The organism is Salipiger sp. PrR003 (genome assembly GCF_010500785.1).
Lineage (GTDB): Bacteria > Pseudomonadota > Alphaproteobacteria > Rhodobacterales > Rhodobacteraceae > Salipiger > Salipiger pacificus_A.
Genome location: NZ_JAAGOV010000038.1, coordinates 64,515 through 85,424, shown reverse-complemented (window position 1 = coordinate 85,424; position 20,910 = coordinate 64,515). Strand labels below are relative to the sequence as shown.

Genomic DNA, 20,910 nt, shown 5'->3' with positions numbered 1-20,910 from the left:
AGCCCTACCAACTCAGAATTTAGGAAGGATTAAATGTATTCTGGCGCAGTCAGTGTTGACATCTATTCTTTATAAGTGCACGCTCACAGCAACAGTATTGAAGGATACACAAATGCCCCGTTTCATGTTCAAAGCCGCGATCACTGTCGACGTGGAGATGGAAATCGACGCTGCGGATGAAGCCGCGGCGCGCGAGAAGTTCGACAGTGAGATCATGATGTCCGCGAGGCTCACTGAGACCGCGGAAGAGCACTACGAGGTCTCGGAAGACAGCATCTCGGGCATCGATCGACTGACCGTAGAGAAGCTCGACTGATGGCTGATGCTGTACGCGAAGCCCGGCTCGGCGTCCAATTTGGCGCCACCGAGCACTTCATGTGTCGGTGCGGGGAAACCCACCTGTTCGATGGCTATGTCCTCGCGCACTGGGATATCGAGCTGAGCCACACCTGCAGCTGCGGCCGCGGTCACACATTCAAGAAGGGGATCGTGGTCGCTCTCAAACCCACGCCCGCAAAGAAAAAAGTCTCTGAAAATGCCTGAAGCAAGAACTCAAATGACCTACCTCGTGTGGAACCCGGGCGGTTCCGAATGCGTCGGCTTCCCGAGCTATGAGGACGCCTATTGGACGCACACGGGAAATGGCCGCAAGGCTACGAGAGCAACTTTTACCCGACGCTAGGCCAGAGCTTTCGCGAGATCTACGCAGAAGACCTCGAAGACGGTGAAGCACTGATCATCATGCACTGCGTGGTCCCTGCCCCCAGCCTCGAGGAGACCCGCGGCACATGATGGTGGATGGCATCCGGATGGACCACATTGCGCGCTGCATCTGCGGCCGCCGGCCAGTGGTGATGACCTGCTACAAAGACGGGAAGCCTGGAGAAGGTCCCTTCATCATCAAGTGCTATTGTGGGCATTCGGAAGACGACATCGATCCACGCAACAAGCTGCCAAGGCTGCGGTTCTGCCGGTCCTGGTACAAGACGCGCGCCGTTAAGCGCTGGCGTGACATGAACAGACGAGCGAGAGAGGAAAGCTTGGTATGACGAAGCCCACATATGACGAGCTCGCAGAGATCGTCACCGGCCTGCACCAGTATGGCCTCGTGATCGAAAGTAGCGTCAGGTACTCCGAGGGCGAAGAGACCGAAAACTACAAAGGCATCAGACAACTTGAACGCAAAGCTCGCACAGCAGTCGCCGCTCTCCAGGCGACAGCTGCTGAGAAGCCCGATTAGGCGCCCACATCTGCCGAGCATCCGAGGATGCACCGGTTTTGGTTTCTGATCTCGGACGACGACTACCGGCCTATGGCCTGGCCGCCGAGCGGGCCCTACTGGAACTCCGGCTTTGTGGGGGACAAGTTCGTTGTGGTCGCCTATGCACCTGATCTGGAAACCCTTACCAATGATGCGCACTGGCCAGACGCGGAAGAGATCGATGATCTCGGCGAAAAACAGATCACCTTCACGGATCGCTTTCCGGAACCCGAATGGTGGCGCAAGCTTCGTGAGGAGAGCGCTTGATGGCGCGAAGGAAGTCTGAAATGGACGTTGAGGCTTATGAACGGGGAGTTCCTGACCTTCCTCAGAGGCTCCGCGTTTATGCGATGGCGCACCAAAATGTGGAGCTGACGCTCACTCATGAGCAGGCACTCTTGCTCGCTGACGACCTTGAGCGCGGCATCGCGACCCGGGAGATCGACTTCAAAGGCCTGCAGTCCGCGATGTCGGACCTGGCTGATGCCACAGGAGGACGATAACCCACCCTGGCTAAGGTCGCAAACCTTCTTGAGTCCATCTTCGGGCGCGTCACTGAGATCCGTGGCATTGTGTCCGATCAACGGTGGACGGACGGGAACAGAAACGCCGGCCGATTAAATAGAATAGATTGACGATTTGGATTGACGCCACCTCTTGTAAAGAATAGAAGTGTGCTTACGTGATGCGGCCAGAGCTCGTGAGAAGATCAGCGGTCTTTAAAACCGCAGGCCCGGGGGCGGAGCCCGGTGGCCGCGCCATCACGACAACATGGATTGAGGAGAAACGTGCCATGAAATAAACGGAACTTGCCCCACCCCTACCCCACACCGAAGACCTGAGGCTCTATGCCATTCTTCGGTCTGACATTCAGATGTCGTGGGGAAAGAGTATCGCCCAAGGAGGCCACGCATACCAAGGCGCGCTCGCCGTTGCCAAGCGTATGTCTCCCGAGTTGCACGCGGCCTATACGTCTGTCGACGTGGAAACCAAGCTGTGTCTCGATGGCGGCTCTCTCGATAGTCTGCTCAGCATGTACGACCGGCTGATCGATCGCGGGATCCCCGCGTTCCTGGTAATCGACAAGGACCACGTTGAGCCACCGGATTTCGATGGCTCTGAAATCGTCACGGCGCTGGGCGTCGGACCGATCTCGAAACGCGGCGCCCCGTCATTCCTCAAAAAGCTTCCCCTGTGGCCTGGCCCGCGAGTTCTCGCGCGTCTTGCGGAAGGAGGTGCGCCATGACCTGACGCACGCCCCTTCCCCAAACAGAAAGACCACAGTCACAGCAAATATGAGGATCATCAGATGACTACGACCAAAACTTCGACCGCCAACCCGATCTCAGAAGCACGCGAATTCACCGCAGCCTACACGGCTCTGCTCGCTGCCTGGGACACCGCAGAAGTCCCCCCGGAGGACCTCGCCGCAGATGTCTTCACGGAGAATGGGGCCGGCGATCGCGATGGCTACCTGGCTTGGGTTGCCGAATACAAGCGCATCGTGAATGCGACCACGATCGAGCAACGCCGCCTCGTCGCCGAAGGCAACTGGTATCGCAGGCAAGCAAACAAGCATGCGATCACCCGGCTCATTCGCCTGCGGCGGATCAGCAAGGTGGCAGCCCGGATCAACCGCGAACGCAGTCTCGCTGCAGCGGCCTGATCTTGATAGCAGGGGCACGGAAGTGCCCCTGCTTCTTTGTTGGCTAAAGCCAACATTCGTTGCGCAAATTCCAAATCTCGTCTAAATGTTGACTGCAACCAACATAGGGATGCTCACATGGAAACCCCTGCACTCATTACGAACGCCCAAGAGCTTGCCAATGTTCTCAAGAGTGAACGCAAGGCGCGCGGTATCCGCCAGAGCGACATCGCGGATTTGTTCAGGCTGAACCGCTCCACCGTCATCGACGCAGAGTCCGGCAAGGGTGATCCGAAGCTCTCCACCGCTATCCTCCTGATCGAAGCGCTCGGCATGCGGTTGGTCGCTGTTCCCCCGAATGTAGCAACTCGGCTATCGTTCCCGCCAACGCCCGATGATGTCGAGATGGTCGGTGTGGATGATGTTGACTGGGACTGGTACGACGATGACGGGTCCCACACATAGCTCTGCTGAGTATCTGGTATTCTTTAGAATACAAAAGCCGCCCCGAAGGGCGGCTTTCATGTTTTCCGATGTGCAGATGTGCAAGACCCGCAGGTTACTTCTTGTCGACCTTCTGGACGGCCGGGTCGAACTGCAGCTGCTTGGCAGCGTTCATGGTCATGATCTGCATGAAGTCCGACACGGTGCCCAGAGCATTCCCGCTGTTGTCGCCGGCACCACCGCCCGCAATCACGGTCGAAGGAACCTTGATCTTCGATGCTGCATCCGCCCAGACCTTCTGGGTTGCGACGAAGGCATCCAGCTTCTGGCTCAGAGCACCGTCGGCCTCGAGGACCACGCGCTTCTGATAGGCTTCAGCGTCGGCAGCGACCTGCTTGGCCTCAGCATCGATCTTCGCCTTCTCCAGTTGGATCGTCGCCGTATCGCGTTGGATGTTGGCCTCTTCGCGTTGGCGCTCAGCGTTGATCAGAGCGAGCTGTTTTTTGGTTTCGGCCTGAGTGGTCTGCTCGATCTGTTCGACCATCATCTCAGCCTGGCGACGTGCCTTGTCGGTTTCACCTTGGGTGATGGCCAGAAGGCGCTGCTCTTCCTGCTCCAGGCGCTGCTCACGTGCAACCGAACGGCGCGAGGACGCCTCTTTGCGCTTCTTGATTTGCTCTTCGTAGGTCGTGTCGGGGTCGATCTTTTCGAGGATCGCTGACGACACCGTAATTCCGTAGCGATTGAAGGCATTTTCAATTCGGATGGGATTGCCGTCCTTGTCGAGCATCTTCTCCATCACGATGGTCTGAGACTGAGCGTCATTGCTTTCGCTGGTATCGCGAGCGTTTTCAGAGTCGTTCGGTGCAACGTCCTCGTTTTGAGTTGCCAGAATGTTTTCCTTCACGACCTGACGCACTCGGGGACGTCCCTTGGTGATAGAGTCGGGGAATTCCGTCTTGAACGTGTCGCGGGCGCCAGAGGTGTAGTAGGCCTCCATCGTGAACATGTTCGCCACAGAATCCAGAGCCGCAGTCACCGACGGGCGCAGATTGTTGTTCACCAGAGATTCAGGCGAGCGGTATTCGTTTGCCATTGCGATGAACTGTTCAGCATCCTTGGGAATGTTGAAACGGGTCACCTGGTGCGCGTCACCGGTCCAGTTGTCAGCCATCTTGATCGGATACGGCGCACTCACCGAAGAACCATTCGCAGTCGCTTCATCCGTGTGGGCGATGGTGATCGTGAACGGATACCCCGTGTGGCGCCCCCAGCCCGAGAAGTAAGGTCCCGATTTACAGGTCATGCTCTCGGTGCCGAACAGCGTTCGAATGTGCTGGCAGTAGCCGGCATCGTTCCAGGAGAAGCCGCCGAGGCCACCAGCAACCAAGCCGATCACCAACGTCGTCCTCCAGAGCAGGTTTCTGAACATAAAGCTCTTGGGCATGAACTGCCGCGCGACCAGAGCTGCGAAAACCAGCACGATCATCAAAATTAGAAGATTCATTAAGCTATCCTTGTCATGAATAGCGCCTTCCTAAACAAAGATTATTAAAAGATAGTTTAGAAGTCTACATGCACTCTTGGTAGCATAAGAGACGAAACGGGCAGATGCCAGTCTGGCCGGTCGAAGGCCAAAATGTCGCACTGCGGCAGGGGAACCTTCGTGACTGACGATCGTTAGAGAGCCCTCACCTGGAGGCAACCAAGGAGACGACGCATGCTGTACCAGAACACGGAACCCCTCGGAGCGCCCTCGGTGCTCATCTGTGAAGACGAGGCCATCATCGCACTCGACCTGCAATACCAGGTTGAAGACATGGGGTATCGAGTCATCGGACCTGTCGCCACCGTGGCGGCCGGCCTAGAAGCCATGCGAAGTGAATGCCCGGATGCAGCAATTCTCGACGTGCGACTTCGCGAGGGAGAGGTCTTCCCGTTGGCGGACGAGCTAGCCGCCATGGGGGTCGGTCTACTGTTTCAGTCCGGCCACGCCATGCGCGATGAGGTACTAGAAAGGTTTCCAGAAGCCGAGTTCTGCAACAAACCGCTCCCGACAAGCGAGCTCGAACGCGCTTTGAGGTCGCTTCTTCTGCCCTCGATGCTGAACGCCGCCTAGGAACCCGAGGCCGCTCCTACGAGCCATGCCTCGGCCATACGGCGAGCATCTTCACCCGCCCTATGAGGCACTGAGCTCTGCTCAAGATGTCGGAACACGTCGTTGACCGCGCCAGTGTCTTTAAGTGTCATGAGTACATAGGTATCGAAGTCTACCAGTCGCACGCGTGGAGGCGTTCTCGTGAGACGCGCCAAGCAACCAAGCCACCGTGCATCGAACTCTGGCTTGTCACTGACCGCTACACCGATATTCACGGTGTCGTACCATGCGAGCACATCCTCGATCGAGGAGCCTGTCCTCTCGAGATAGTCCAAGGATATACCATGTACAGCCTCGCTTTCGGCCGACCACAGGTCACCTGACCAGCTTGCATGAGGGCGAATGAGCCGGGCATGCCGCCCCATGTGGACGGCTTCTTTCATTCCTGCGCGCATTGCTCTTGCCGAAAACAATGAATGCGTGTCTCGGCACGCCATTGACACGTGAGCTTGCATTATTCCTTTCAATCCGGGGTCTGGTAGGCGAGCCACTGCCCTATTTATCCTTGTATTCAAAGCCAAAGCTCGGTATCATTCCTTAAAAGAAGGCTTTGACTTGATGACTGCGACATTCGATCTGGAGATGGAGTTCCCTGGAGTCTCCAAGTGGACCTCGAACTTCAACCTGACACCTCTCGAGTGGCAAGCGACCGGACCGGCGCAGGACGTCTACTACGCGTCCGCATTGGGATTGCTCTATCGCCTTCAGCCTGCCGGAAAAGGGTTCCAGGTCGTATGCAATGGTGATGTCTTTGCCGACGCTGATGGGCCCATCCTCTTCCCCACTCTGTCCGATGCCCAGCAGGCTGTGAACGACGATGTCGAACGTCGTGTGGACACGGTGATGCCGGCCCGCGAAGTTAGAGCGGTCGCAGCGGTCCCCACCCCTAAAAGGCTGGAGTGGCACCAGGCAGCTTTGAATTCCTATGACTGGAAGGCAGAAGGTACCGCAGGCGTCTACGTCATCTACCTTAATGGTGTTGGCACCTGGACACTCGACGATGGGGAGGCCGTTCAAGCCTTCGATACTGAGGAAGCTGCCAAGAGCGCCGCCAACGAGATCGAAAGAGCGCGCATTTCAGAGGCTTTCGACCATGCGCTGATCTACCCAGAAGCTGTCCGGGCTGCCATGATGCGTGGCCCACTGAAGGCCGCTTGGGATCTCGGACATGAGCACGGCGCCGTTCTCGCCTGCGATACGCCCACCGAGTGTCGCGATCGCGAGGTGGAGCAACTCATCCCTCACGATGGCGCGAAAGCGCTTGAGACCCTGAAAACCGAAATTCGTGCCCCGCTCGAGGCTGAAATCGAGCACCTGAGAAGCGCACTGCAGGATGCACACGCGCACATGAAGGCTGCCAATGCAGCACTCGCCGAAACGCCGTTGCCAGAGGGCGCGACGTGGCTGGCCGATTTCCACAATTCAACTGACCGGGCCAAAGATGCCCTCAAAGGACATGAAAAATGACGACTATTCCGAAGACCGAGGGCCAATGGCGCGCCCTCGCCGAACAAATCCTCCAAGGCGATCTCGATCTCGCTAACCTGACCGACAGCTTCGGTGGCGAATCGGCAGAAGACTACGTGCGCAACGAAGTACCGATCGCCCCACTTGAATGGGAGGAAGCTCCAGGATTTCTTGAAGGGCAGCGCGTCTGGTCCTTCGACTCCGACCAGACCCATTGGGTCGTGAAGAACAGGGACGAAGACAAGTACGTCTGGTGCCAGAACTTCACCCCCGATTGGTTCCCAGCATCGCCTGTTCGAGGTGTGTTCGACACCCTCGAAGAAGCCATCGAAGCTGCAGAAACCGACTGGCAAGCGGACATTCGCTCTGCTCTGGCGGACGACGCTGCTATCCAAGGCCCGAAACGGATCGCCGAGCTTGAGCGCAGTGTGGAAGCCCTGCGGCGCCAGAAGGAGGAGTACCACACTCGACTTCAAGAAATGGAGCCCATCGCGCACTATGGGGATGAAGCTCGGAAGCGAGACGTCGAAGCTCTCTGGGAGCAAATCCGCACGGACTTCCCCAATCAAGTTCGGTGGGCAACTGAAAAGGCCGCCGCCTCCTGGACCATCACCATCGAGGACGGCGTCCTCTTCGCCATTGCACCGTGGGGGGCGCAATACGCGACCTCTGGAGATGCCAGTCCTGTCGCCGTGCAAGACGGCGTGCACACTCCCAGCCGGTGCGTCAATTGCTCGCATGCCACCGGCGGCCGCGACGCTCGCACCAACTGGTGTACGCTCATGAATCAGATGGTGTTCTGTGCCTCTGTCTGTGACGAATACCGATCGAAAGAGGTGGCCAGCTGATGTCCAAGCTTGAAATCGGTGTAAAGCCGCTTGCATGGCACTCCGAGCATGGATGCGACGCCAAAGGGCTCGGCATCTACTACTCCATGGGTGAAGGTAAGCCCGATCAGTTCGAAATGACCTCGCCCTTCCACAGCAAGGAGGCCCTCCCCCAGGAAAAGATGCAGGCGGTCGCGCAAGCTGATTTTCAGGCGAAGGTCTTCGACACCCTGACTTTCGATCCCCATGCCCTCGTAGGGATCGCATTCGAGACGGCTGCCCAGGCTTGTACGCCCCATCAGGACGATGACCGCCTCGATCGCCAGTGCAAGTCCGAGTGCGCGACCAAGATCCGCAGTCTGATTGACGACGACGCCGTAAAGGCTCTCGCGGCCCGCGATCAGAAAATCTGGGAAACAGCTCGTGCAGCCTGTGAAGCCGCGGTTCTGGAAGTACTCGAGGCGCAGCGTGACAAAGGACTCTGCCACATCTCCGCAATCAATGCTGTGCGTCATGCGTTCTCGGCCATCTCAGGGCAGGAGACCAATCAAGGTGGGTGAACTGATCGATGCCATGCGGCGGAGCGCCGACCTCCCTGTGCAGGTTAGGATGACTTCAATTCACCGAATTTGCCGGGAGACGAACACGGTGTGTACGTGCCCTGGTGCGTGTGCCAATCGGAAAACTCTGAAAACGAAAGACTCTGAAAATGGATAAGGTTGAGCTGTCCCCCATCTCCGACGTGGATGCCGATGCCATGCCGGGTCCGTCCACCAATCCAGCCAGGGACGCGGCCGCCGAGCTCGGAAGGGAGCATGCCCCTTGTCCCTGCACCCTGATCGAGCAGGACGAAAGCTGCCCGATCGGCTACCCTTCGATGATCTGCAGGGTGTGCAACGGGACCGGAAGCACCAGCTCCGAGAAGATCGCTGCCTTGGCGGCAGAAATGCTGAGGATCGCATCCGACCTTGGGGAGGCCGAGGACCCCTTCGCCGCCTGGGAAGTTTTGCAAAACTTGGGCCGCCGAGAACTGTCCGGCTCCCCTGACCAATCCACGGAAAGGGCCTGGATTTATACGCATCGACAGGACACCTTCGATGACGACTGCTGTGTCATCTCAAGCAGAGACGTAGAGCGCGTCGACTATGAGCCTCCGACCCAGCGGGCACTAGAATTCCGGCCCTGCAGCAACTACCGCGAATACGTCCGTTCGGACGTTGCCAACGCTAGGGTGGCAGTGGCGCTAACGGGCGTTGGCAACAGGTTGCGAGGAATGGCGGCGGCTGAACGTGCTGTGGGCGACCATGACGACGAGAGACTGTTCCTGCTCGCTGAGAAGTTCTGCAGGGAGAGCATCCCCGCCCGTGCGCAGGCCGCCCTAGAAGATCGTGACTGCCGCTCTTGGAACGCCGCTTTGGACGAGGCTCTGAAATTTTTCACCGCCCCTGAAGACCATCTCACCCGCGAGCGTATCACGGCTCTCAAGAAGGACACCAAATGACTACTCCTGAGAAAACCTCCGTTCTGAGGAAGGCCAAATTCCGTGCCTTCAAAGAATGGGCCCAGGATCATCCTGCAGGCTGGAACATGAACCAGGTCATCGAGGACGAGGGTCCTGTGCACCAAGACCTCGAAACCCAAAACGCATGGATTGGCTTCTCGGCCGCCTGGGATCTGCAGCTCTCCAAGGCACAATCAACAGTCGCGGACCTTCGAGATGAGATCGTCAGGCTAACAGACCGCATTCAGCGGCAACAGGGTGAGCTTTCAGAAGCGAAGGCCGCCCTCGCCGCGGCAGAGAGTACAGCTGCTGAGAAAGAGGCGGAGCTGGACAACGAGGAAGACGACATCGATGTCGGAGCGGAATGGCGGCGGCTGGCATTGCAGTTCGACGGCCACCGAGTGCAGGCGCTTTGGCATCTGCGCAAGGTTCTCCACGTTGGCGAGGTCCACCGCGAAGACATCGAAGCGTTCCTCAACGAGGCTCCGCTCTCCGGAGAGGACGTTCTCAAGGAGCGCATTGCAGCCATCGGAGCGGCAAGTCAGGACGTGCTCGACGAGGCAGATCGCCGCGCCGGGGCGGCCGAGCGTGAGAACGCGGAACTCAGGCAGCAGCTGAAGACCCGCAATACCTGGATCGAGAATGCCAAGGAGGAACGCGGCTACTCGCGGTGGACAAGTTTCGGTCGCGTCTGGAACGATCTCTGCGCGATGGCGGATGGTCGGGCACAAGACGTGCGAGACGCATTTCATCAGTGCGCCTTCATTGCGAAGGACTGGGGCTGCCCGGATGCTGTCGGAGCGGCAATGCTGGAACACATGGAGAAGGTGAAGCCGGCTCCGGAAAAGGTTGCGGCTGGCGACTTCCGCTCGTTGATCGCGAAGAACCTCGAAAACGGAGATCTCAGGACTTATCCGACCGTGAACGGTGAGGACGTCGTTCGTCTGCGAGATATTCAGGAGATCACCGACAGTAAAAAGACGGAGGAGCCCGTGCAATGAACGTGCAGTGGCAGCTTGATCGCAGGTCCGCAGCCGATCCCTTGTGCCAAGCTTGTGGTGGCAATGGCTACGTTGTGTTCGCCTGTGGAACTCCTTGGTCTTGCTCGTGCACAAAGCGGCACCCCCTGCTCGACAGGCGCCCCCTTTCCAACATGAGGCTCCCTGGAGCTCAGAAATTCAGGGAGCGGCTCGAAACGTATGAGAACTATCCTTCCAATCGACGTGTTTTATACTCATGATTTGAGTATTCAGTGTTGACCGCTCAAGCCCTCGAATATATAAGAATAGGCATCACAGCAGGGAGCGAGCGGTTTCAGCTCGTAGTAGAATATGTCCAAGCGGATCAATGTTATTTTGCCCGAACGCTCGGTAGAGCGTCTGGAATCTTTGAAAGAGAAGACGGATGCCAGCTCGATCACCGAGGTCATCAAACACGCTCTGATGACGTACGAGTCGCTCGTGGATCATCTGAGTAAGGGGGTGAGCTTCACAGGTCATCCTCAGAATGGTGAGAGCTTCGGCGTTGAATTCATGATCGATGTTCCCCGGGCCACTCCTACTCTGACAGTGGTCAAATAGAGCCACTGTCAGGAAAGGCTCCCCTCCATTCAAACTGGGGAAGCTTCCCACCTCAGCCACAAGGTGACGTATACTCTATTCTAGACATTCGAAAGCATGATGATGACTGCAGAAATCCCTCAAATCCTGTACGTGAGCAAGATTTGGCCCGATGCGAACTGGAACGAGGCCTCGCTCTCTGCCGACGCGACCGACAATCCGAACCTCGAGACCCTTCCCTACGTGCCGCTCAAGCACGACTCCTTCCTGTCGTGTCTGAAGCCTCTGAGATGGGAACTCACCCCATACGATGGCCGCAGAAAGGGCGCACTCACCGCGCCGTTCTATTTTTCGAGCTACCATATTAAGCGCCGTGAGGATGGTTGGGAATACGAAGGCGTGCTCTACTGTGGCGACGATGCCCAGGAAAAGGCAAAAGATGCGGCCTGGGCCGACCACAAATCCCGCGTCTCCAAACTTTTCGATATCGGCATGTCCGGCGCCACAATCGCGGTCAAACCGCTGAAGTGGGCGCGTGCGGACGTCCCCAACAAGGAAATGACGCTCGAGCAAGCTGTTGGCGGTGACGGTGTGACCTACGAGGCATATGGCGGCGGGGGCTACGTAACCAGCGAGGGCCTTCAATCAACGAATGCGTATGGCCGCAGCCTGGAGGGAGCAAAGAAAGCAGCGGAGGATGCCTACCGCGAGAGCATTCGATCTCTCCTCGACATCAACATCGGTGGCCAGAAGAAGCTCGAGGCTGAGGTCACCAAGCTCAGGGCCGAGAATGAAGAACTCACCCGAAAGATGTCGGCGAAACCCGATGCAACACGAGAGAGGCTGCTCTTGGAGGCGCTGAGGAGCGTCATCGAAGCCACTGGCCTGATCTCGAAAGAGTACGGCGCGCACAATCTGAGCGGTCCGCAGCTCCTCTTGGCGGCGGACGACTTCGTCAGGTCCGTCAAAGAAACCGAAGGGGCCCCTGAGGATGCTGACACGCTCTCAGCTCAGGACGCTGCTGCTGCGCTTTTGAAGGCCTTCACGTCGAACGATGTGGAAGTCGATTTCAAGCCCGCCTGGGAATCCTGGCAGAAGACCGTGTGGGGCAAAGATGGCAGCATTTATGATGCCATGCAGGCGTGGCTTGGGACACTGGCCAAGCCGCCCCAAGACGCCGCTGCTGCATCCCACGGACCAGAGACGTGAGCGGCGGTGACAGCGACATCAAGGCTCCTGACGGGTATACGCTCGGGGGCCTGCGTCGGGTCAGGAAAGATGGCACCATCCTCTTCAATCGAGGATGGTGGAAGGCGCCTGATGAGTGGATCGGTGAGAAAGTCTGGGTTCACGAAGAGTGGAGCCGCAAGAACCCACACGAGAAGAGGCCGAGCGTGCTCGTTCTTGCCGCGGCCCCTCCGGGACTACACATCTTCGAGGCTCGAGGGAAGCGGGTGGCGACCATGTGCCATCGCACGGAGAGGCCGGATGCAGTTCAAGGCGGGCGGTATAAAACAGGGAGGTGAAGCAGATATCCGCTGCAACTCTGGCAACACCGATAAAGCTCGGTTCCGACGGTTGGCAGAGGAGTAGGTTTGCACCGCCACGGTCAGTGAAACATGCTTGCAAGACGTACCCATTGTCGGAGTTTTCTCCGGCATAATATCTATTAGTCGGACTTTTTTCCGGTTTATGTTAGATTTTAGCTTATTGACAAGATACCGCTTAGCAGGAGTATAATCCGTGGTATAACTGCTTGGTCGGAGTTTCCTCCGACTTGGAGAAGAAGATGGCATCATTCCAGGTAGACGCCGCGCTGAAGCAGCTCGGGCAAGACTTACGCACAGCGCGCAAGAAGCGCCGTATGTCGGTGGCAGACTTCTGTGAGCGGATCGGGGTGACCGACAAGACCCTCGCAAAGCTTGAGCGTGGTGATGGTGGGGTTCGTATCGAAACGTTTGCAACCGCGCTACTGGCGCTGGGCGAGCTCGACCGTCTAAGAGATCTGATCGACCCGGCACGGGATCATACCGGGCTAGTTCTAGAAGCGGGCCGCCTTCCCAAACGAATTGTCTCAAAGCGGCGCGCGTCCAGGACCCATGGCTCCGCAAACACCGACGCCATTGATGACGAGGGAATGGCCTTCTGATGAGGCCCTGACTCTGTGAAAGACTGACTCCGAGAGCCTACTTCAAGGGAGAGTGAGAGCTCCAGCAGTTCTCGGAGATTTCAATAGGGGGCGGCGCATGGCTGTCCCTGGCTTTGCTGCCTGAATGTCCACATCGATGATCCTGACGGCCGCAAGCACATCATCACAGGTCCCTAGGCGCCCTCGTGTTTCCGGATTTGCTTTTCTCAGGGCCTGTGAACGCGAGATGAACCGGGCCGAAGAGATGTCTCCCGAGGATTTCTGGGTCACCTGGATGTAGTAGCGCGGATCAGAATTCAGAACCAAGGCGTCGTCACGCTTGCGCTCGATCGAGCCTTCCTTGAAGGAATACTTGTCGACGACCTTGCTGAGCATCTTGATCTGGCTTTCGGCGCCCTCGGCGGTGTCTTCATAGCCCTGGGCGATTATGTTCCCCTGAGGATCACAGAGTGTGAAGTAGGCCATTTCCCCGCCCCCGTCTTGATCTCGAAACCAGACCATTGCGGAGGGCCCTCCATCGGTGGCCTCACGGAGGTAGGTCCGGGCGTCACCGTCGGATGCCTCGCGGCTGAATCCCATTTGCTTCATCTCGGCGTCGTCAAACACAGTCATCTCCTTCACTCGCGCCCGGTGAAAGTTTGTCGGAGAGATGCATGGAACGTGAAAGGCAGCTCTGTGCTCTATGGAGCCGGGGTTTCAGCCGGCGGCTCATATCCAGAGCTCTCTCGGAGACGGGCCACCAGCTCGTCACTCGCGATCACCATCAAGGGGCCGCTGTCGCTGCAATCCACGCGCTCAAACCCCCAGTCTTGGTACCACTCGACAAGGCTGAATTCGTTGGCCTCGTACATATCGGCCACAAGGAGCGTCAATTCGGCGCCATGCCCTTCGAATTCTTGAAGAATTTGCGTGACGAGTCCGGTTCCGAGGCCAAAGCCTCTCGCCGTTCCCTCGACATAGAGGTCTTTGAGGATAGCCACCCTCTCGATAGGAGCGGCTTCGATCACCTCGATCAGATCGTTGCCAACATGAACGTCAGCAAGGTAGTTGCCCCAATTCTCGTCATCCCGCCCACAGACGTAACCCTCTACGCTTCCGCAGTCCTTCTGAATTGTGCAATCGAAGAAGACGTTCTTCGTCATGTGTCGGCTCCCTACTGATTTCAAAGATATGGGCCGCCCGACGAAAGGAGAAATGAGCTGACCGCGGTGAGCCTGGGCAGCCCAAGTTGCGTTCAGGTGCGGCCGAAGGTGGTAACCGTGCGGTTCTCTTCCTTGGCCAGGCCGCAAGTGACCGCCAATTTCTTCCACTCCGAGGTCATGAATTCACCGAAATCCGAGGTCTTCCTGTTCATCCTCTCGGCGGTGATCTCGGCCCACCGCATGTTGAGGTAAACCATGTCGGTCAGAGAGGCGACGCCTTCCTCGGCTTTATACCTATCGGTCGCAATCATTGTTTCCTCGTCGCCTTCCGGATCGAGCGAGAGTGTCAATCGACCACACTTCCCGAAGCCGTCGACATGGAAGACGACGTCTCCTTCCTTGTTCAGGTGCAGGGAGACCGGGATCTCGTGCTCCAGCAGGAGAACGATGAGTTCGGGGATGATTTTGGCCGTCGCCATGGGGTGTCCTTTCATTGTGCCAGAATTCTATTCTTATTATAGCTGCCACACAAGCCCCCCACCCTCTCTGTGCAGAGAGCCTCCTATCCGATAGAGCGTGGCGGCGACATTTCGCCCTCAGCGAAGGTCCCGCCTACGACTGAGTGGGTTTTCACAAGGTCGACCTACCATTGTGGCGGCTACAAGAATAAAAGGTTGACTTCCTCCGATCTATCCTTGTATCCAGCACCCATTCTATTCGGAGTCTTTCATTTATGGACAAGACACTCGTCCTTTTCTTTCGGGATGATCTCGCTTCGCTTAGGGAGCCCGAGCAGGCTGCCAAGCAGGCGTCCATCGCCACCATACGATTCATGCAGCTTCTGAATTCAGTCAACCTGTCCGACATCGGTGTCCAGTCGGAAGCCCAGCGCTGGGCTGAAACAGTGGCCCTGGCCGCTGAAGAAGGCACCCCGGCCGAGATCACGATCAAGGGAGTTGATCAGATTTCGGCATTGGAACTCCTCGTGGACCGCCTTTCCAGTCAAAACATCCCCTGTGCCCTCATCAAGGACCCGACCTATCGGCTCAAGGATGGCAGCACTACCCATTCGGTTCCGGCCACAACCGGGTGCTGGGCATTCCTCAACGTCGAAGAGCTGCCCAAACTGTGGCTGCCCAAACTGTGGGGCATCCATCCCTTCCCCGGAGGTGACGCATGACTGACAAGGCACTCACTCCATCTTCTGGCACTGTCGATCTCGCACCGGTCGGGACATCCATCCTCCCCGCACTGACGTTCCGGCCTCTAGAGTGGCACCAGGATGATACCAGAAGCTTCGGCACCCTGGTTTCCCGGACGCCGGTAGGTGAGTTCGTCATTCGGCGCAGCTTCATTGATCAGACCACGTATCTCGACACACCGGTACCGAGCCTCGTGGCGCCGATCGCCTGTGGCGGCGTCGAGGACGCTATGGACAAGGCGGTCGAAGTCCTGCGGCAACTGATTGGCTACTTCCTGATCGATGATGTCGTGCGCGAGGAGGAAGCTGATGTCTGAGAACGCCTCCGTCCCCTCGCGTGAGCACGCCGTCAGCTTTCAGTACACCAACTGGCGCGGCGAGACCTCCATGCGGACCGCAACCCCTATGGGCCCCTTCTACCTCGGGGCAACTGAGTGGCATCCGGCTCACCAGTGGCTCTTCGATGCCTACGACTGGGACAAGGGCGCCCAGCGCACCTTCGCTCTGAAAGATGCCGACTTTACCGCCGGCGCGGAGGCCGTGTGATGACGGCCATAGCGATCGCCAACCGCTTTCTGAGCATTGAGCAGATGTCCCATCTACGTGTCCAGAGGCTTTCCTATATTGCCTACGGCCGATACATGGCAGTGACCGGCAAGAGCCTGTGTGACGAGAAGCCGATCTCCTTCGAGAGCGGGCCAGGTTTCCTGACAATCTACCGGGCTCTCTCCTCATACGGTCACTTGCCCATCAAGAAGCCGATCGAGGACGAGTTCGGCGAGGTAGAGATGCTCGGCTATCGCTGCCCCGTGGTGAATGAGATCATCTCAGAAGTCATGGAGCTCTACGGCAACATGGACCCGGATCACCTGGCACAGGTCTGCTGTCTGAATGACGGTGCTTGGTACAATGCCCGTCAGAAGACCCCCTTTGGGATGCTGGCAATCATGGGAGACTCTGAAATCGTCTCCCACTTCCGCATGCACTGACGCCGGACGTCCTCGCACACCCGACTTCAGCGTTCCGTTTTCGGCACTGTAGACGGGTGTTCGCACTTTACGCACCGTTTTCGGTACCGGAAATTCAGGAGACCCATCATGCCTAAGCGCATTCGGCCTCTGACTGCCAAGCCCGGACAGCTTCGGGCAGGATGGTCGCGCCCAGAACCAGGTTGCCCCTCTGACCTTTGCTACGCCTGGGGCGGAAGCGGCGCGGAGGGATCAGAAGGACGCTTGCTCTCCAGGGCGTTGGAGGAACTACCTGTCTTTGAGGGACGATCCCTGCGCGAGGAACTCGAGCGGCGCGGATACGACATCACCACGCTGAAATTCAGCATCGATCTGAAGACCAGCTAACCCAGAGGAGTACGACATGGACGCTTTTGACTTTATAGTGGGAGGTAACCCCAAAGTCGTTCTTGGCCTTCTTTCACGAGCGCAATGCTCCTCCTGCAACGGCACCGGAGAACGCGACGACGCAGCTCCCGGCGACATGTCTTTCAACTCTTGGCCCTGCCAAGATTGCGCTGGCCAAGGCTGGAACAAGAAGGCGGTACAAGAGATCATCGCCGCAGTTGAGACCTGAATCCCCAAATATGAGAGAGGACCGAATGTCAGTTTGTAAGCACTGGGAGGGAGACATGGTGAACGGCTACTGGCTGTGCGCTAGGTGTTACGCCAAGCTCCCTCACCGGCCCCACCGCTATATCACCACAGGCGGAATTGAAGGTGGCGATGTGCCGGCTCGGCAGGAAATCATCAACGCGCCGATAGCTAAGGCGCACGGCATCACCCTTGGACAGTTTGTCACCGCTATGGCTCTGCGCCTCATCGCGGTGACCCGCGGGGGTTTCCACAAACATGACGCGCTAGACTACGCGGTGGACATCTTGCGAGTGCTCGGAGACCCCTTCGGCTCCAACGATCTCGACTGGACGAGCTCGGGAGCGCGAGAACTGGTTGCCGAAGATATGCAGTCCTGGGACGTCGACGAGCGGCTGTCCAACTAGCCGGCCCCCGACTACAGTTTCATGCCTCTCTGAGACTCCATCTCTTCGTCTTGGCGCGCGAGAACCTCCTCGATCCGCTCCGCCACTGATCGCGATGGATCTCTGGGTCCGGACTCGATGAGCTTCATCCATAGGGAACTAATTCCACCCATCTTCTTCTTCATCTCCTTCGACTCCGCCAACGCGTAGAGCTCAGCGAAGTCCTCCGCGCTCGGCTGCCAGAGAACGTCGACCTGCACCATCTTATAGTAGGCCTCTGGATTGTGCTCATCCATCTCGTATCTGGGAAGCTTTTCAGCGAACTCCTTTAAACTATCGCGGTTGGCAGGCAGCATTGGCGCTCCGTCACGCGACCTGTAGGGACGGAAGAAGACGTCATCGCGCTGGGCGTAGAGGTCCGCCACTTCCAGAAGGTCAACCTCGTCCTCAACGTGCTCTCCAAGGGTTCCTCGACGCGAGCCTTGTTGGGCGATCGGAATGGGGGTGCCATCATGTCGTGTGACCGTGTGATCATAGGTCCGAATACGTACGATGTTGTCGTAGGTGAACGTTCCCGAGTGCAAAGCCTCCCATGCCATGGCTGGCGAGATGACCTCCTCTAGGGCATTCCGTTCTCCGCTCATGATCACCTGATGGAAAGGACGCTCGGAAAGTTCCTGAAAAAGGTGATCGGGCATGATCGCGAGCCCGTCCACCTTCTCGAAGTCCTCGCCCGCCATCATCAGCGCGAGGTTTTCAGAGTCGACGAAGCCCTCCTGCGTCTCGGCCCAGGTTTTCACGTCCGGCGTGGCCGAGGACTTCTTTGCGAACTGGGTCATGCGCCGAAATACAGCAAGATCATCGGAGATCATCTCCACCTGAATGCTGGTGTCCGAAGTGGTCGTTCCCAGAATGCGTGTACGCATCTGCTTTGGCTGGCTCATAGGGTATCCTTTGGTTTTATCTATTCTTAGTTTATGGATAGGTAGGAGCCAAGACGAAAACCGGAGCCCCCGTCATGAAGAGAACTGTTCACTTGGCACTCGAGGTCGATAGCGACATCACCGACCCTGTCGCGATCAGGGAGGAACTCAAGAAGCAGGTCGACGCCATGCTTGACGAAGATATCGCACAGAAGGTTTCCTCCTCAGCACAGGTCGCCCCGTATTTCATTGTCGGGCTTTCCGCGGACGATAAATCCAAGATTGCCCATGTGAGCGATGGGGTGGAGAGTTTCACGTATGAGCAGTTCATGAATCTGGCCCCGGAGCTCCAAAGCGAGTTCGCTGTCGTTCCGGACACAACGCTTAGCGTTGCTCTTCTTCGCACGAATGACCTATGGGTGGCTGAAGGGGACATCGGAGAACACCCCGTTGTTGCCGAAATCCGAAGTGACGACTCCGGATTCATTGCCTACGTGGACATTCGCCCTTGGCTGCGGAGCGTGGATGCCTCCCAGCTTGCCGAGATGATCCGAGATGACTTCGCAGACGCATACAGGCGTGACGAAATCTACCACTTCCTGGAGAAGTATGGCGACCCCAGTGCGACAGCGATGAGTGCTCACCTAACGTCCAACCCTGTGATCCCGATCTCCCGGGATCCCAATGGCTTCGAGGTCGAGATCGTCGATGAAGACCGGGTTCGCGAGTGGGCGACAACCAACCGTCCCGACGTTGGCTGGACACTGATCAATCAAGCCCCCCGCTGAGGAGAAGCACTGTGACCGAGCCCAGCTACATGAAAGCCCACCTGGACCTCATCATCGAAGAGCCCCCGAAGGACGCTCCGGCGGACCCAACCGAAATTCGCGAAGCTCTGCTGAACCGTCTCAACAGCCTCTCTGATGCAGACATTCTGAAAATTGCTGAAGGCGCGCAGTCCCTGCAATACTACGTCAGGGTTCAGAGCCCATTCTTGCACTGCTCATCCGGCAAGGAGATTGTCCCTACGAACCTGCTGGAGCCGTCGACGGACCTCGAGGTGTATGGGCAGCTCCCTGCTGAACACCAGGAGCGTTATCTTCACACGAGAGCGGACGCCCGGGCCATCCTTCACATGATGGCAGAAGATGGCGACGCCGCTCTGAACGACGTCTTCATCAAGGACGAGTGGGCAACTGGCGCGCCTCTTATTTCGCACCTCCACTCGGAGGAGATGGGTATCGATCTCGCGTTTGACATCCGGCCTTGGCTGTCAGCCGCTGCGGCCGATGACCTGGTAGGTCTGGTGGATGCCGACTTCGATGATCAAGTGATCCTAGATATTGCAGTGCGCGACAGTGCTGCCATGGGTGACCTGCAATGCGAACATGCCAAGCTACTCCAATCTCGCCATCCGGTGTGGCGAGGCATGACTGTGGACTTGCCTGATGACGCGGTGCTTGAATGGATCTCTGAAAACCGCAGCGATGTCGCCATTCCTTATCCCGAGGCGCCGCGCATTGGCTGATCCAGACACATCACGGTTCATGCGGGGCGGCCGCTATGCGCTCGCCCTGCACCTTCACGAGGCCACGGGATTGCCGCTCATGGGGCTCTACGATGAGGTCGGGGCACTGCACCACGCTTTTGTGGCCGACTTCGATGAGGAAGTTGCTTACGACGCCCGCGGCTCCACCGACCTCGATCAGGTGCAGTGGCATCGTGGGCGCGAATGCGCGGGTCAGGAGATGCGCGAAGCCGCTGCTGAAGAAGTGCGCACCTATGCCGACGAGCATGACCCCGCACACGTTTCCGACCTCGATGAACACATCGCGGCCACCAAGGGGCTCCGCGACATCATGCCAGCAACGGGCCCGGTGTTCAGATAGCAGGAGGCAACATGCCAAAGAAGAAAACGACCTACGTGGTGAACCCACACCTCAATCTGCAATACGACGACAAGCCTAGCGTTCAGGATGTTCGCGCCCGGTTGCAAGCTGCACTCGACGCCATGACCGACGAGCAGATTGCCGCGGCCATCCACGAGGTCAAACCCGAATATGGGTACCTTCGCCTGACGCGGGCGCTGGGCGACGATGGCCTCTATGTGTACGGCACCCAGTTCAATTCACGGGAGACGCGGATCAGCTACCAAGACTTTCTGAAATTGCCTCAGGGAGATCAACAGACCTGGATCACGTCAGTCCCCTCGCTGATGTGCCATCTCGATGATGCCGAATATGACGTCTTCGTTCACGAAAACAGGCTGACCGACGACTTGGTGACTGCTTCCCTGGATATCGACTACGAGGACGACGATGACGGCTTCATTGCCTTCTACGATCGGCTGGATCTGCGCCCCTACCTCGAGGCCGCCAGCGACGAAGAACTCGTTTCGGCTTATGCAGAGACAAGGCTTCCCATGACCAGGGAACTGAGCCGCTTCCTCCAGTCACAGACGATGGACACCATGAAGCTGCAGGACCATTGGAAGGTGGTTACCTATCTGAGTGATGAAATCGGGGTCACTCCGAATAGTGATGAATTCAGAGACTGGCTGGAACGTCACAGGCCGCACGTCCTTGAAATGGCTGAGCGGAATACCGTTGGTCCCTCCGGACCTTGATCCGACGCTGCCTGGGAAGA

34 protein-coding genes are annotated in these 20,910 nt (G+C 57.8%); 29 read left to right on the top strand and 5 right to left on the bottom strand.

Going from position 1 to position 20,910, the window contains the following annotated elements; translation table 11 throughout:
• The first annotated feature begins 112 nt into the window (after nucleotides 1-112).
• The 10 genes from G0D83_RS12455 (at nucleotide 113) to G0D83_RS12410 (ending at nucleotide 3,371) form a co-directional block, all read left to right on the top strand.
• Nucleotides 113-316 carry a hypothetical protein gene (locus tag G0D83_RS12455; protein WP_164194276.1) on the top strand — a complete coding sequence of 68 codons (204 nt, stop codon included), beginning with the start codon at nucleotides 113-115 and terminating at the stop codon, nucleotides 314-316.
• Complete coding sequence (locus G0D83_RS12450; protein WP_164194271.1) at nucleotides 316-543, top strand: hypothetical protein; 228 nt, start codon at nucleotides 316-318, stop codon at nucleotides 541-543. The genes G0D83_RS12455 and G0D83_RS12450 overlap by 1 nt, the downstream gene beginning before the upstream one ends.
• 81 nt (nucleotides 544-624) lie before the next feature.
• A complete protein-coding gene (locus G0D83_RS12445) occupies nucleotides 625-792 on the top strand; it encodes a hypothetical protein (protein ID WP_164194268.1) in 168 nt (55 codons plus the stop codon).
• Nucleotides 789-1,049, top strand: a complete 261-nt coding sequence (locus tag G0D83_RS12440; RefSeq protein WP_164194265.1) for a hypothetical protein — start codon at nucleotides 789-791, stop codon at nucleotides 1,047-1,049. The genes G0D83_RS12445 and G0D83_RS12440 overlap by 4 nt, the downstream gene beginning before the upstream one ends.
• A complete protein-coding gene (locus G0D83_RS12435; RefSeq protein ID WP_164194261.1) occupies nucleotides 1,046-1,240 on the top strand; it encodes a hypothetical protein in 195 nt (64 codons plus the stop codon). The genes G0D83_RS12440 and G0D83_RS12435 overlap by 4 nt, the downstream gene beginning before the upstream one ends.
• A 27-nt stretch (nucleotides 1,241-1,267) precedes the next feature.
• The gene (locus G0D83_RS12430; RefSeq protein WP_164194258.1) at nucleotides 1,268-1,528 is read left to right on the top strand and encodes a hypothetical protein; all 261 of its coding nucleotides are present in this window, start codon (nucleotides 1,268-1,270) and stop codon (nucleotides 1,526-1,528) included.
• 20 nt (nucleotides 1,529-1,548) lie between these two features.
• Nucleotides 1,549-1,764, top strand: coding sequence for a hypothetical protein (locus G0D83_RS12425; protein WP_164194254.1), 216 nt, complete (start codon nucleotides 1,549-1,551; stop codon nucleotides 1,762-1,764).
• A 335-nt stretch (nucleotides 1,765-2,099) separates the two neighbouring features.
• A complete protein-coding gene (locus G0D83_RS12420) occupies nucleotides 2,100-2,507 on the top strand; it encodes a peptidyl-tRNA hydrolase (protein ID WP_255455839.1) in 408 nt (135 codons plus the stop codon).
• A gap of 63 nt (nucleotides 2,508-2,570) precedes the next feature.
• The gene (locus G0D83_RS12415; protein WP_164194248.1) at nucleotides 2,571-2,927 is read left to right on the top strand and encodes a hypothetical protein; all 357 of its coding nucleotides are present in this window, start codon (nucleotides 2,571-2,573) and stop codon (nucleotides 2,925-2,927) included.
• A gap of 117 nt (nucleotides 2,928-3,044) precedes the next feature.
• Nucleotides 3,045-3,371, top strand: coding sequence for a helix-turn-helix transcriptional regulator (locus G0D83_RS12410; protein ID WP_164194244.1), 327 nt, complete (start codon nucleotides 3,045-3,047; stop codon nucleotides 3,369-3,371).
• Between the two features lie 94 nt (nucleotides 3,372-3,465).
• Here the strand turns inward: G0D83_RS12410 and G0D83_RS12405 are convergent, their stop codons facing one another.
• Nucleotides 3,466-4,857 (bottom strand): SPFH domain-containing protein, encoded by a 1,392-nt coding sequence (locus G0D83_RS12405; protein WP_164194241.1) that lies wholly within the window; start codon nucleotides 4,855-4,857, stop codon nucleotides 3,466-3,468.
• A 213-nt stretch (nucleotides 4,858-5,070) separates the two neighbouring features.
• Between G0D83_RS12405 and G0D83_RS12400 the strand changes: the two genes are divergently transcribed.
• The 9 genes from G0D83_RS12400 to G0D83_RS12360 all read left to right on the top strand — a co-directional run bounded on the left by G0D83_RS12400 (nucleotide 5,071) and on the right by G0D83_RS12360 (nucleotide 13,011).
• The gene (locus G0D83_RS12400; protein WP_164194237.1) at nucleotides 5,071-5,469 is read left to right on the top strand and encodes a response regulator; all 399 of its coding nucleotides are present in this window, start codon (nucleotides 5,071-5,073) and stop codon (nucleotides 5,467-5,469) included.
• Between the two features lie 597 nt (nucleotides 5,470-6,066).
• Nucleotides 6,067-6,975 (top strand): hypothetical protein, encoded by a 909-nt coding sequence (locus G0D83_RS12395; RefSeq protein ID WP_164194232.1) that lies wholly within the window; start codon nucleotides 6,067-6,069, stop codon nucleotides 6,973-6,975.
• Complete coding sequence (locus tag G0D83_RS12390; protein WP_164194228.1) at nucleotides 6,972-7,823, top strand: hypothetical protein; 852 nt, start codon at nucleotides 6,972-6,974, stop codon at nucleotides 7,821-7,823. The genes G0D83_RS12395 and G0D83_RS12390 overlap by 4 nt, the downstream gene beginning before the upstream one ends.
• Complete coding sequence (locus tag G0D83_RS12385) at nucleotides 7,823-8,362, top strand: hypothetical protein (RefSeq protein ID WP_164194224.1); 540 nt, start codon at nucleotides 7,823-7,825, stop codon at nucleotides 8,360-8,362. Before G0D83_RS12390 ends, G0D83_RS12385 begins: the two co-directional genes overlap by 1 nt.
• A gap of 149 nt (nucleotides 8,363-8,511) precedes the next feature.
• Nucleotides 8,512-9,303: a hypothetical protein gene (locus G0D83_RS12380; RefSeq protein ID WP_164194221.1), complete on the top strand. Its 792-nt coding sequence runs from the start codon at nucleotides 8,512-8,514 to the stop codon at nucleotides 9,301-9,303.
• A complete protein-coding gene (locus tag G0D83_RS12375) occupies nucleotides 9,300-10,304 on the top strand; it encodes a hypothetical protein (RefSeq protein WP_164194218.1) in 1,005 nt (334 codons plus the stop codon). The genes G0D83_RS12380 and G0D83_RS12375 overlap by 4 nt, the downstream gene beginning before the upstream one ends.
• A gap of 330 nt (nucleotides 10,305-10,634) precedes the next feature.
• Nucleotides 10,635-10,883 (top strand): ribbon-helix-helix protein, CopG family, encoded by a 249-nt coding sequence (locus G0D83_RS12370; RefSeq protein ID WP_164194214.1) that lies wholly within the window; start codon nucleotides 10,635-10,637, stop codon nucleotides 10,881-10,883.
• Between the two features lie 96 nt (nucleotides 10,884-10,979).
• The gene (locus G0D83_RS12365) at nucleotides 10,980-12,071 is read left to right on the top strand and encodes a hypothetical protein (RefSeq protein ID WP_164194193.1); all 1,092 of its coding nucleotides are present in this window, start codon (nucleotides 10,980-10,982) and stop codon (nucleotides 12,069-12,071) included.
• A 568-nt stretch (nucleotides 12,072-12,639) separates the two neighbouring features.
• Complete coding sequence (locus G0D83_RS12360) at nucleotides 12,640-13,011, top strand: helix-turn-helix transcriptional regulator (RefSeq protein ID WP_235958058.1); 372 nt, start codon at nucleotides 12,640-12,642, stop codon at nucleotides 13,009-13,011.
• 42 nt (nucleotides 13,012-13,053) lie between these two features.
• Here G0D83_RS12360 and G0D83_RS12355 read toward each other — a convergent pair whose 3' ends face one another.
• The 3 genes from G0D83_RS12355 to G0D83_RS12345 all read right to left on the bottom strand — a co-directional run bounded on the left by G0D83_RS12355 (nucleotide 13,054) and on the right by G0D83_RS12345 (nucleotide 14,632).
• The gene (locus G0D83_RS12355; RefSeq protein ID WP_164194190.1) at nucleotides 13,054-13,617 is read right to left on the bottom strand and encodes a hypothetical protein; all 564 of its coding nucleotides are present in this window, start codon (nucleotides 13,615-13,617) and stop codon (nucleotides 13,054-13,056) included.
• Nucleotides 13,618-13,691: 74 nt separating this feature from the next.
• Nucleotides 13,692-14,153, bottom strand: a complete 462-nt coding sequence (locus tag G0D83_RS12350; RefSeq protein ID WP_164194187.1) for a GNAT family N-acetyltransferase — start codon at nucleotides 14,151-14,153, stop codon at nucleotides 13,692-13,694.
• A gap of 92 nt (nucleotides 14,154-14,245) precedes the next feature.
• Complete coding sequence (locus tag G0D83_RS12345) at nucleotides 14,246-14,632, bottom strand: hypothetical protein (protein ID WP_164194184.1); 387 nt, start codon at nucleotides 14,630-14,632, stop codon at nucleotides 14,246-14,248.
• A gap of 254 nt (nucleotides 14,633-14,886) precedes the next feature.
• Between G0D83_RS12345 and G0D83_RS12340 the strand changes: the two genes are divergently transcribed.
• The 6 genes from G0D83_RS12340 to G0D83_RS12315 all read left to right on the top strand — a co-directional run bounded on the left by G0D83_RS12340 (nucleotide 14,887) and on the right by G0D83_RS12315 (nucleotide 17,362).
• Complete coding sequence (locus tag G0D83_RS12340; protein ID WP_164194180.1) at nucleotides 14,887-15,333, top strand: hypothetical protein; 447 nt, start codon at nucleotides 14,887-14,889, stop codon at nucleotides 15,331-15,333.
• Nucleotides 15,330-15,671, top strand: coding sequence for a hypothetical protein (locus tag G0D83_RS12335; protein WP_164194177.1), 342 nt, complete (start codon nucleotides 15,330-15,332; stop codon nucleotides 15,669-15,671). The genes G0D83_RS12340 and G0D83_RS12335 overlap by 4 nt, the downstream gene beginning before the upstream one ends.
• The gene (locus G0D83_RS12330) at nucleotides 15,664-15,900 is read left to right on the top strand and encodes a WYL domain-containing protein (RefSeq protein ID WP_164194172.1); all 237 of its coding nucleotides are present in this window, start codon (nucleotides 15,664-15,666) and stop codon (nucleotides 15,898-15,900) included. The genes G0D83_RS12335 and G0D83_RS12330 overlap by 8 nt, the downstream gene beginning before the upstream one ends.
• Nucleotides 15,900-16,343: a type II toxin-antitoxin system antitoxin SocA domain-containing protein gene (locus G0D83_RS12325; RefSeq protein ID WP_164194169.1), complete on the top strand. Its 444-nt coding sequence runs from the start codon at nucleotides 15,900-15,902 to the stop codon at nucleotides 16,341-16,343. The genes G0D83_RS12330 and G0D83_RS12325 overlap by 1 nt, the downstream gene beginning before the upstream one ends.
• Before the next feature lie 382 nt (nucleotides 16,344-16,725).
• A complete protein-coding gene (locus G0D83_RS12320; protein WP_164194165.1) occupies nucleotides 16,726-16,938 on the top strand; it encodes a hypothetical protein in 213 nt (70 codons plus the stop codon).
• 55 nt (nucleotides 16,939-16,993) lie between these two features.
• Nucleotides 16,994-17,362 carry a hypothetical protein gene (locus G0D83_RS12315; protein WP_164194162.1) on the top strand — a complete coding sequence of 123 codons (369 nt, stop codon included), beginning with the start codon at nucleotides 16,994-16,996 and terminating at the stop codon, nucleotides 17,360-17,362.
• 11 nt (nucleotides 17,363-17,373) lie between these two features.
• Here the strand turns inward: G0D83_RS12315 and G0D83_RS12310 are convergent, their stop codons facing one another.
• Nucleotides 17,374-18,285: a hypothetical protein gene (locus G0D83_RS12310; protein ID WP_164194159.1), complete on the bottom strand. Its 912-nt coding sequence runs from the start codon at nucleotides 18,283-18,285 to the stop codon at nucleotides 17,374-17,376.
• Nucleotides 18,286-18,359: 74 nt separating this feature from the next.
• On the opposite strand from G0D83_RS12310, the gene G0D83_RS12305 reads away from it, so the two are divergent.
• Genes G0D83_RS12305 through G0D83_RS12290 form a run of 4 tightly spaced genes read left to right on the top strand, consistent with a single transcriptional unit; the run spans nucleotide 18,360 to nucleotide 20,890 of the window.
• Nucleotides 18,360-19,052, top strand: coding sequence for a hypothetical protein (locus G0D83_RS12305; protein ID WP_164194155.1), 693 nt, complete (start codon nucleotides 18,360-18,362; stop codon nucleotides 19,050-19,052).
• 11 nt (nucleotides 19,053-19,063) lie between these two features.
• Nucleotides 19,064-19,792, top strand: a complete 729-nt coding sequence (locus G0D83_RS12300) for a hypothetical protein (RefSeq protein ID WP_164194152.1) — start codon at nucleotides 19,064-19,066, stop codon at nucleotides 19,790-19,792.
• A complete protein-coding gene (locus tag G0D83_RS12295; protein WP_164194149.1) occupies nucleotides 19,785-20,153 on the top strand; it encodes a hypothetical protein in 369 nt (122 codons plus the stop codon). Before G0D83_RS12300 ends, G0D83_RS12295 begins: the two co-directional genes overlap by 8 nt.
• Nucleotides 20,154-20,164: 11 nt before the next feature.
• The gene (locus G0D83_RS12290; RefSeq protein WP_164194146.1) at nucleotides 20,165-20,890 is read left to right on the top strand and encodes a hypothetical protein; all 726 of its coding nucleotides are present in this window, start codon (nucleotides 20,165-20,167) and stop codon (nucleotides 20,888-20,890) included.
• Nucleotides 20,891-20,910 lie beyond the last annotated feature (20 nt).

Coding starts and splice junctions, on each gene's coding strand:
- G0D83_RS12395 (WP_164194232.1), top strand. CDS start 6,067: ATGACTGCGACATTCGATCTGGAGATGGAGTTCCCTGGAGTCTCCAAG.
- G0D83_RS12315 (WP_164194162.1), top strand. CDS start 16,994: ATGGTGAACGGCTACTGGCTGTGCGCTAGGTGTTACGCCAAGCTCCCT.
- G0D83_RS12405 (WP_164194241.1), bottom strand. CDS start 4,857: ATGAATCTTCTAATTTTGATGATCGTGCTGGTTTTCGCAGCTCTGGTC.
- G0D83_RS12345 (WP_164194184.1), bottom strand. CDS start 14,632: ATGGCGACGGCCAAAATCATCCCCGAACTCATCGTTCTCCTGCTGGAG.
- G0D83_RS12410 (WP_164194244.1), top strand. CDS start 3,045: ATGGAAACCCCTGCACTCATTACGAACGCCCAAGAGCTTGCCAATGTT.
- G0D83_RS12325 (WP_164194169.1), top strand. CDS start 15,900: ATGACGGCCATAGCGATCGCCAACCGCTTTCTGAGCATTGAGCAGATG.
- G0D83_RS12365 (WP_164194193.1), top strand. CDS start 10,980: ATGATGATGACTGCAGAAATCCCTCAAATCCTGTACGTGAGCAAGATT.
- G0D83_RS12400 (WP_164194237.1), top strand. CDS start 5,071: ATGCTGTACCAGAACACGGAACCCCTCGGAGCGCCCTCGGTGCTCATC.
- G0D83_RS12440 (WP_164194265.1), top strand. CDS start 789: ATGATGGTGGATGGCATCCGGATGGACCACATTGCGCGCTGCATCTGC.
- G0D83_RS12380 (WP_164194221.1), top strand. CDS start 8,512: ATGGATAAGGTTGAGCTGTCCCCCATCTCCGACGTGGATGCCGATGCC.
- G0D83_RS12290 (WP_164194146.1), top strand. CDS start 20,165: ATGCCAAAGAAGAAAACGACCTACGTGGTGAACCCACACCTCAATCTG.
- G0D83_RS12305 (WP_164194155.1), top strand. CDS start 18,360: ATGAAGAGAACTGTTCACTTGGCACTCGAGGTCGATAGCGACATCACC.
- G0D83_RS12340 (WP_164194180.1), top strand. CDS start 14,887: ATGGACAAGACACTCGTCCTTTTCTTTCGGGATGATCTCGCTTCGCTT.
- G0D83_RS12415 (WP_164194248.1), top strand. CDS start 2,571: ATGACTACGACCAAAACTTCGACCGCCAACCCGATCTCAGAAGCACGC.
- G0D83_RS12385 (WP_164194224.1), top strand. CDS start 7,823: ATGTCCAAGCTTGAAATCGGTGTAAAGCCGCTTGCATGGCACTCCGAG.
- G0D83_RS12335 (WP_164194177.1), top strand. CDS start 15,330: ATGACTGACAAGGCACTCACTCCATCTTCTGGCACTGTCGATCTCGCA.
- G0D83_RS12320 (WP_164194165.1), top strand. CDS start 16,726: ATGGACGCTTTTGACTTTATAGTGGGAGGTAACCCCAAAGTCGTTCTT.
- G0D83_RS12425 (WP_164194254.1), top strand. CDS start 1,549: ATGGACGTTGAGGCTTATGAACGGGGAGTTCCTGACCTTCCTCAGAGG.
- G0D83_RS12430 (WP_164194258.1), top strand. CDS start 1,268: ATGCACCGGTTTTGGTTTCTGATCTCGGACGACGACTACCGGCCTATG.
- G0D83_RS12375 (WP_164194218.1), top strand. CDS start 9,300: ATGACTACTCCTGAGAAAACCTCCGTTCTGAGGAAGGCCAAATTCCGT.
- G0D83_RS12350 (WP_164194187.1), bottom strand. CDS start 14,153: ATGACGAAGAACGTCTTCTTCGATTGCACAATTCAGAAGGACTGCGGA.
- G0D83_RS12310 (WP_164194159.1), bottom strand. CDS start 18,285: ATGAGCCAGCCAAAGCAGATGCGTACACGCATTCTGGGAACGACCACT.
- G0D83_RS12390 (WP_164194228.1), top strand. CDS start 6,972: ATGACGACTATTCCGAAGACCGAGGGCCAATGGCGCGCCCTCGCCGAA.
- G0D83_RS12330 (WP_164194172.1), top strand. CDS start 15,664: ATGTCTGAGAACGCCTCCGTCCCCTCGCGTGAGCACGCCGTCAGCTTT.
- G0D83_RS12455 (WP_164194276.1), top strand. CDS start 113: ATGCCCCGTTTCATGTTCAAAGCCGCGATCACTGTCGACGTGGAGATG.
- G0D83_RS12435 (WP_164194261.1), top strand. CDS start 1,046: ATGACGAAGCCCACATATGACGAGCTCGCAGAGATCGTCACCGGCCTG.
- G0D83_RS12450 (WP_164194271.1), top strand. CDS start 316: ATGGCTGATGCTGTACGCGAAGCCCGGCTCGGCGTCCAATTTGGCGCC.
- G0D83_RS12370 (WP_164194214.1), top strand. CDS start 10,635: ATGTCCAAGCGGATCAATGTTATTTTGCCCGAACGCTCGGTAGAGCGT.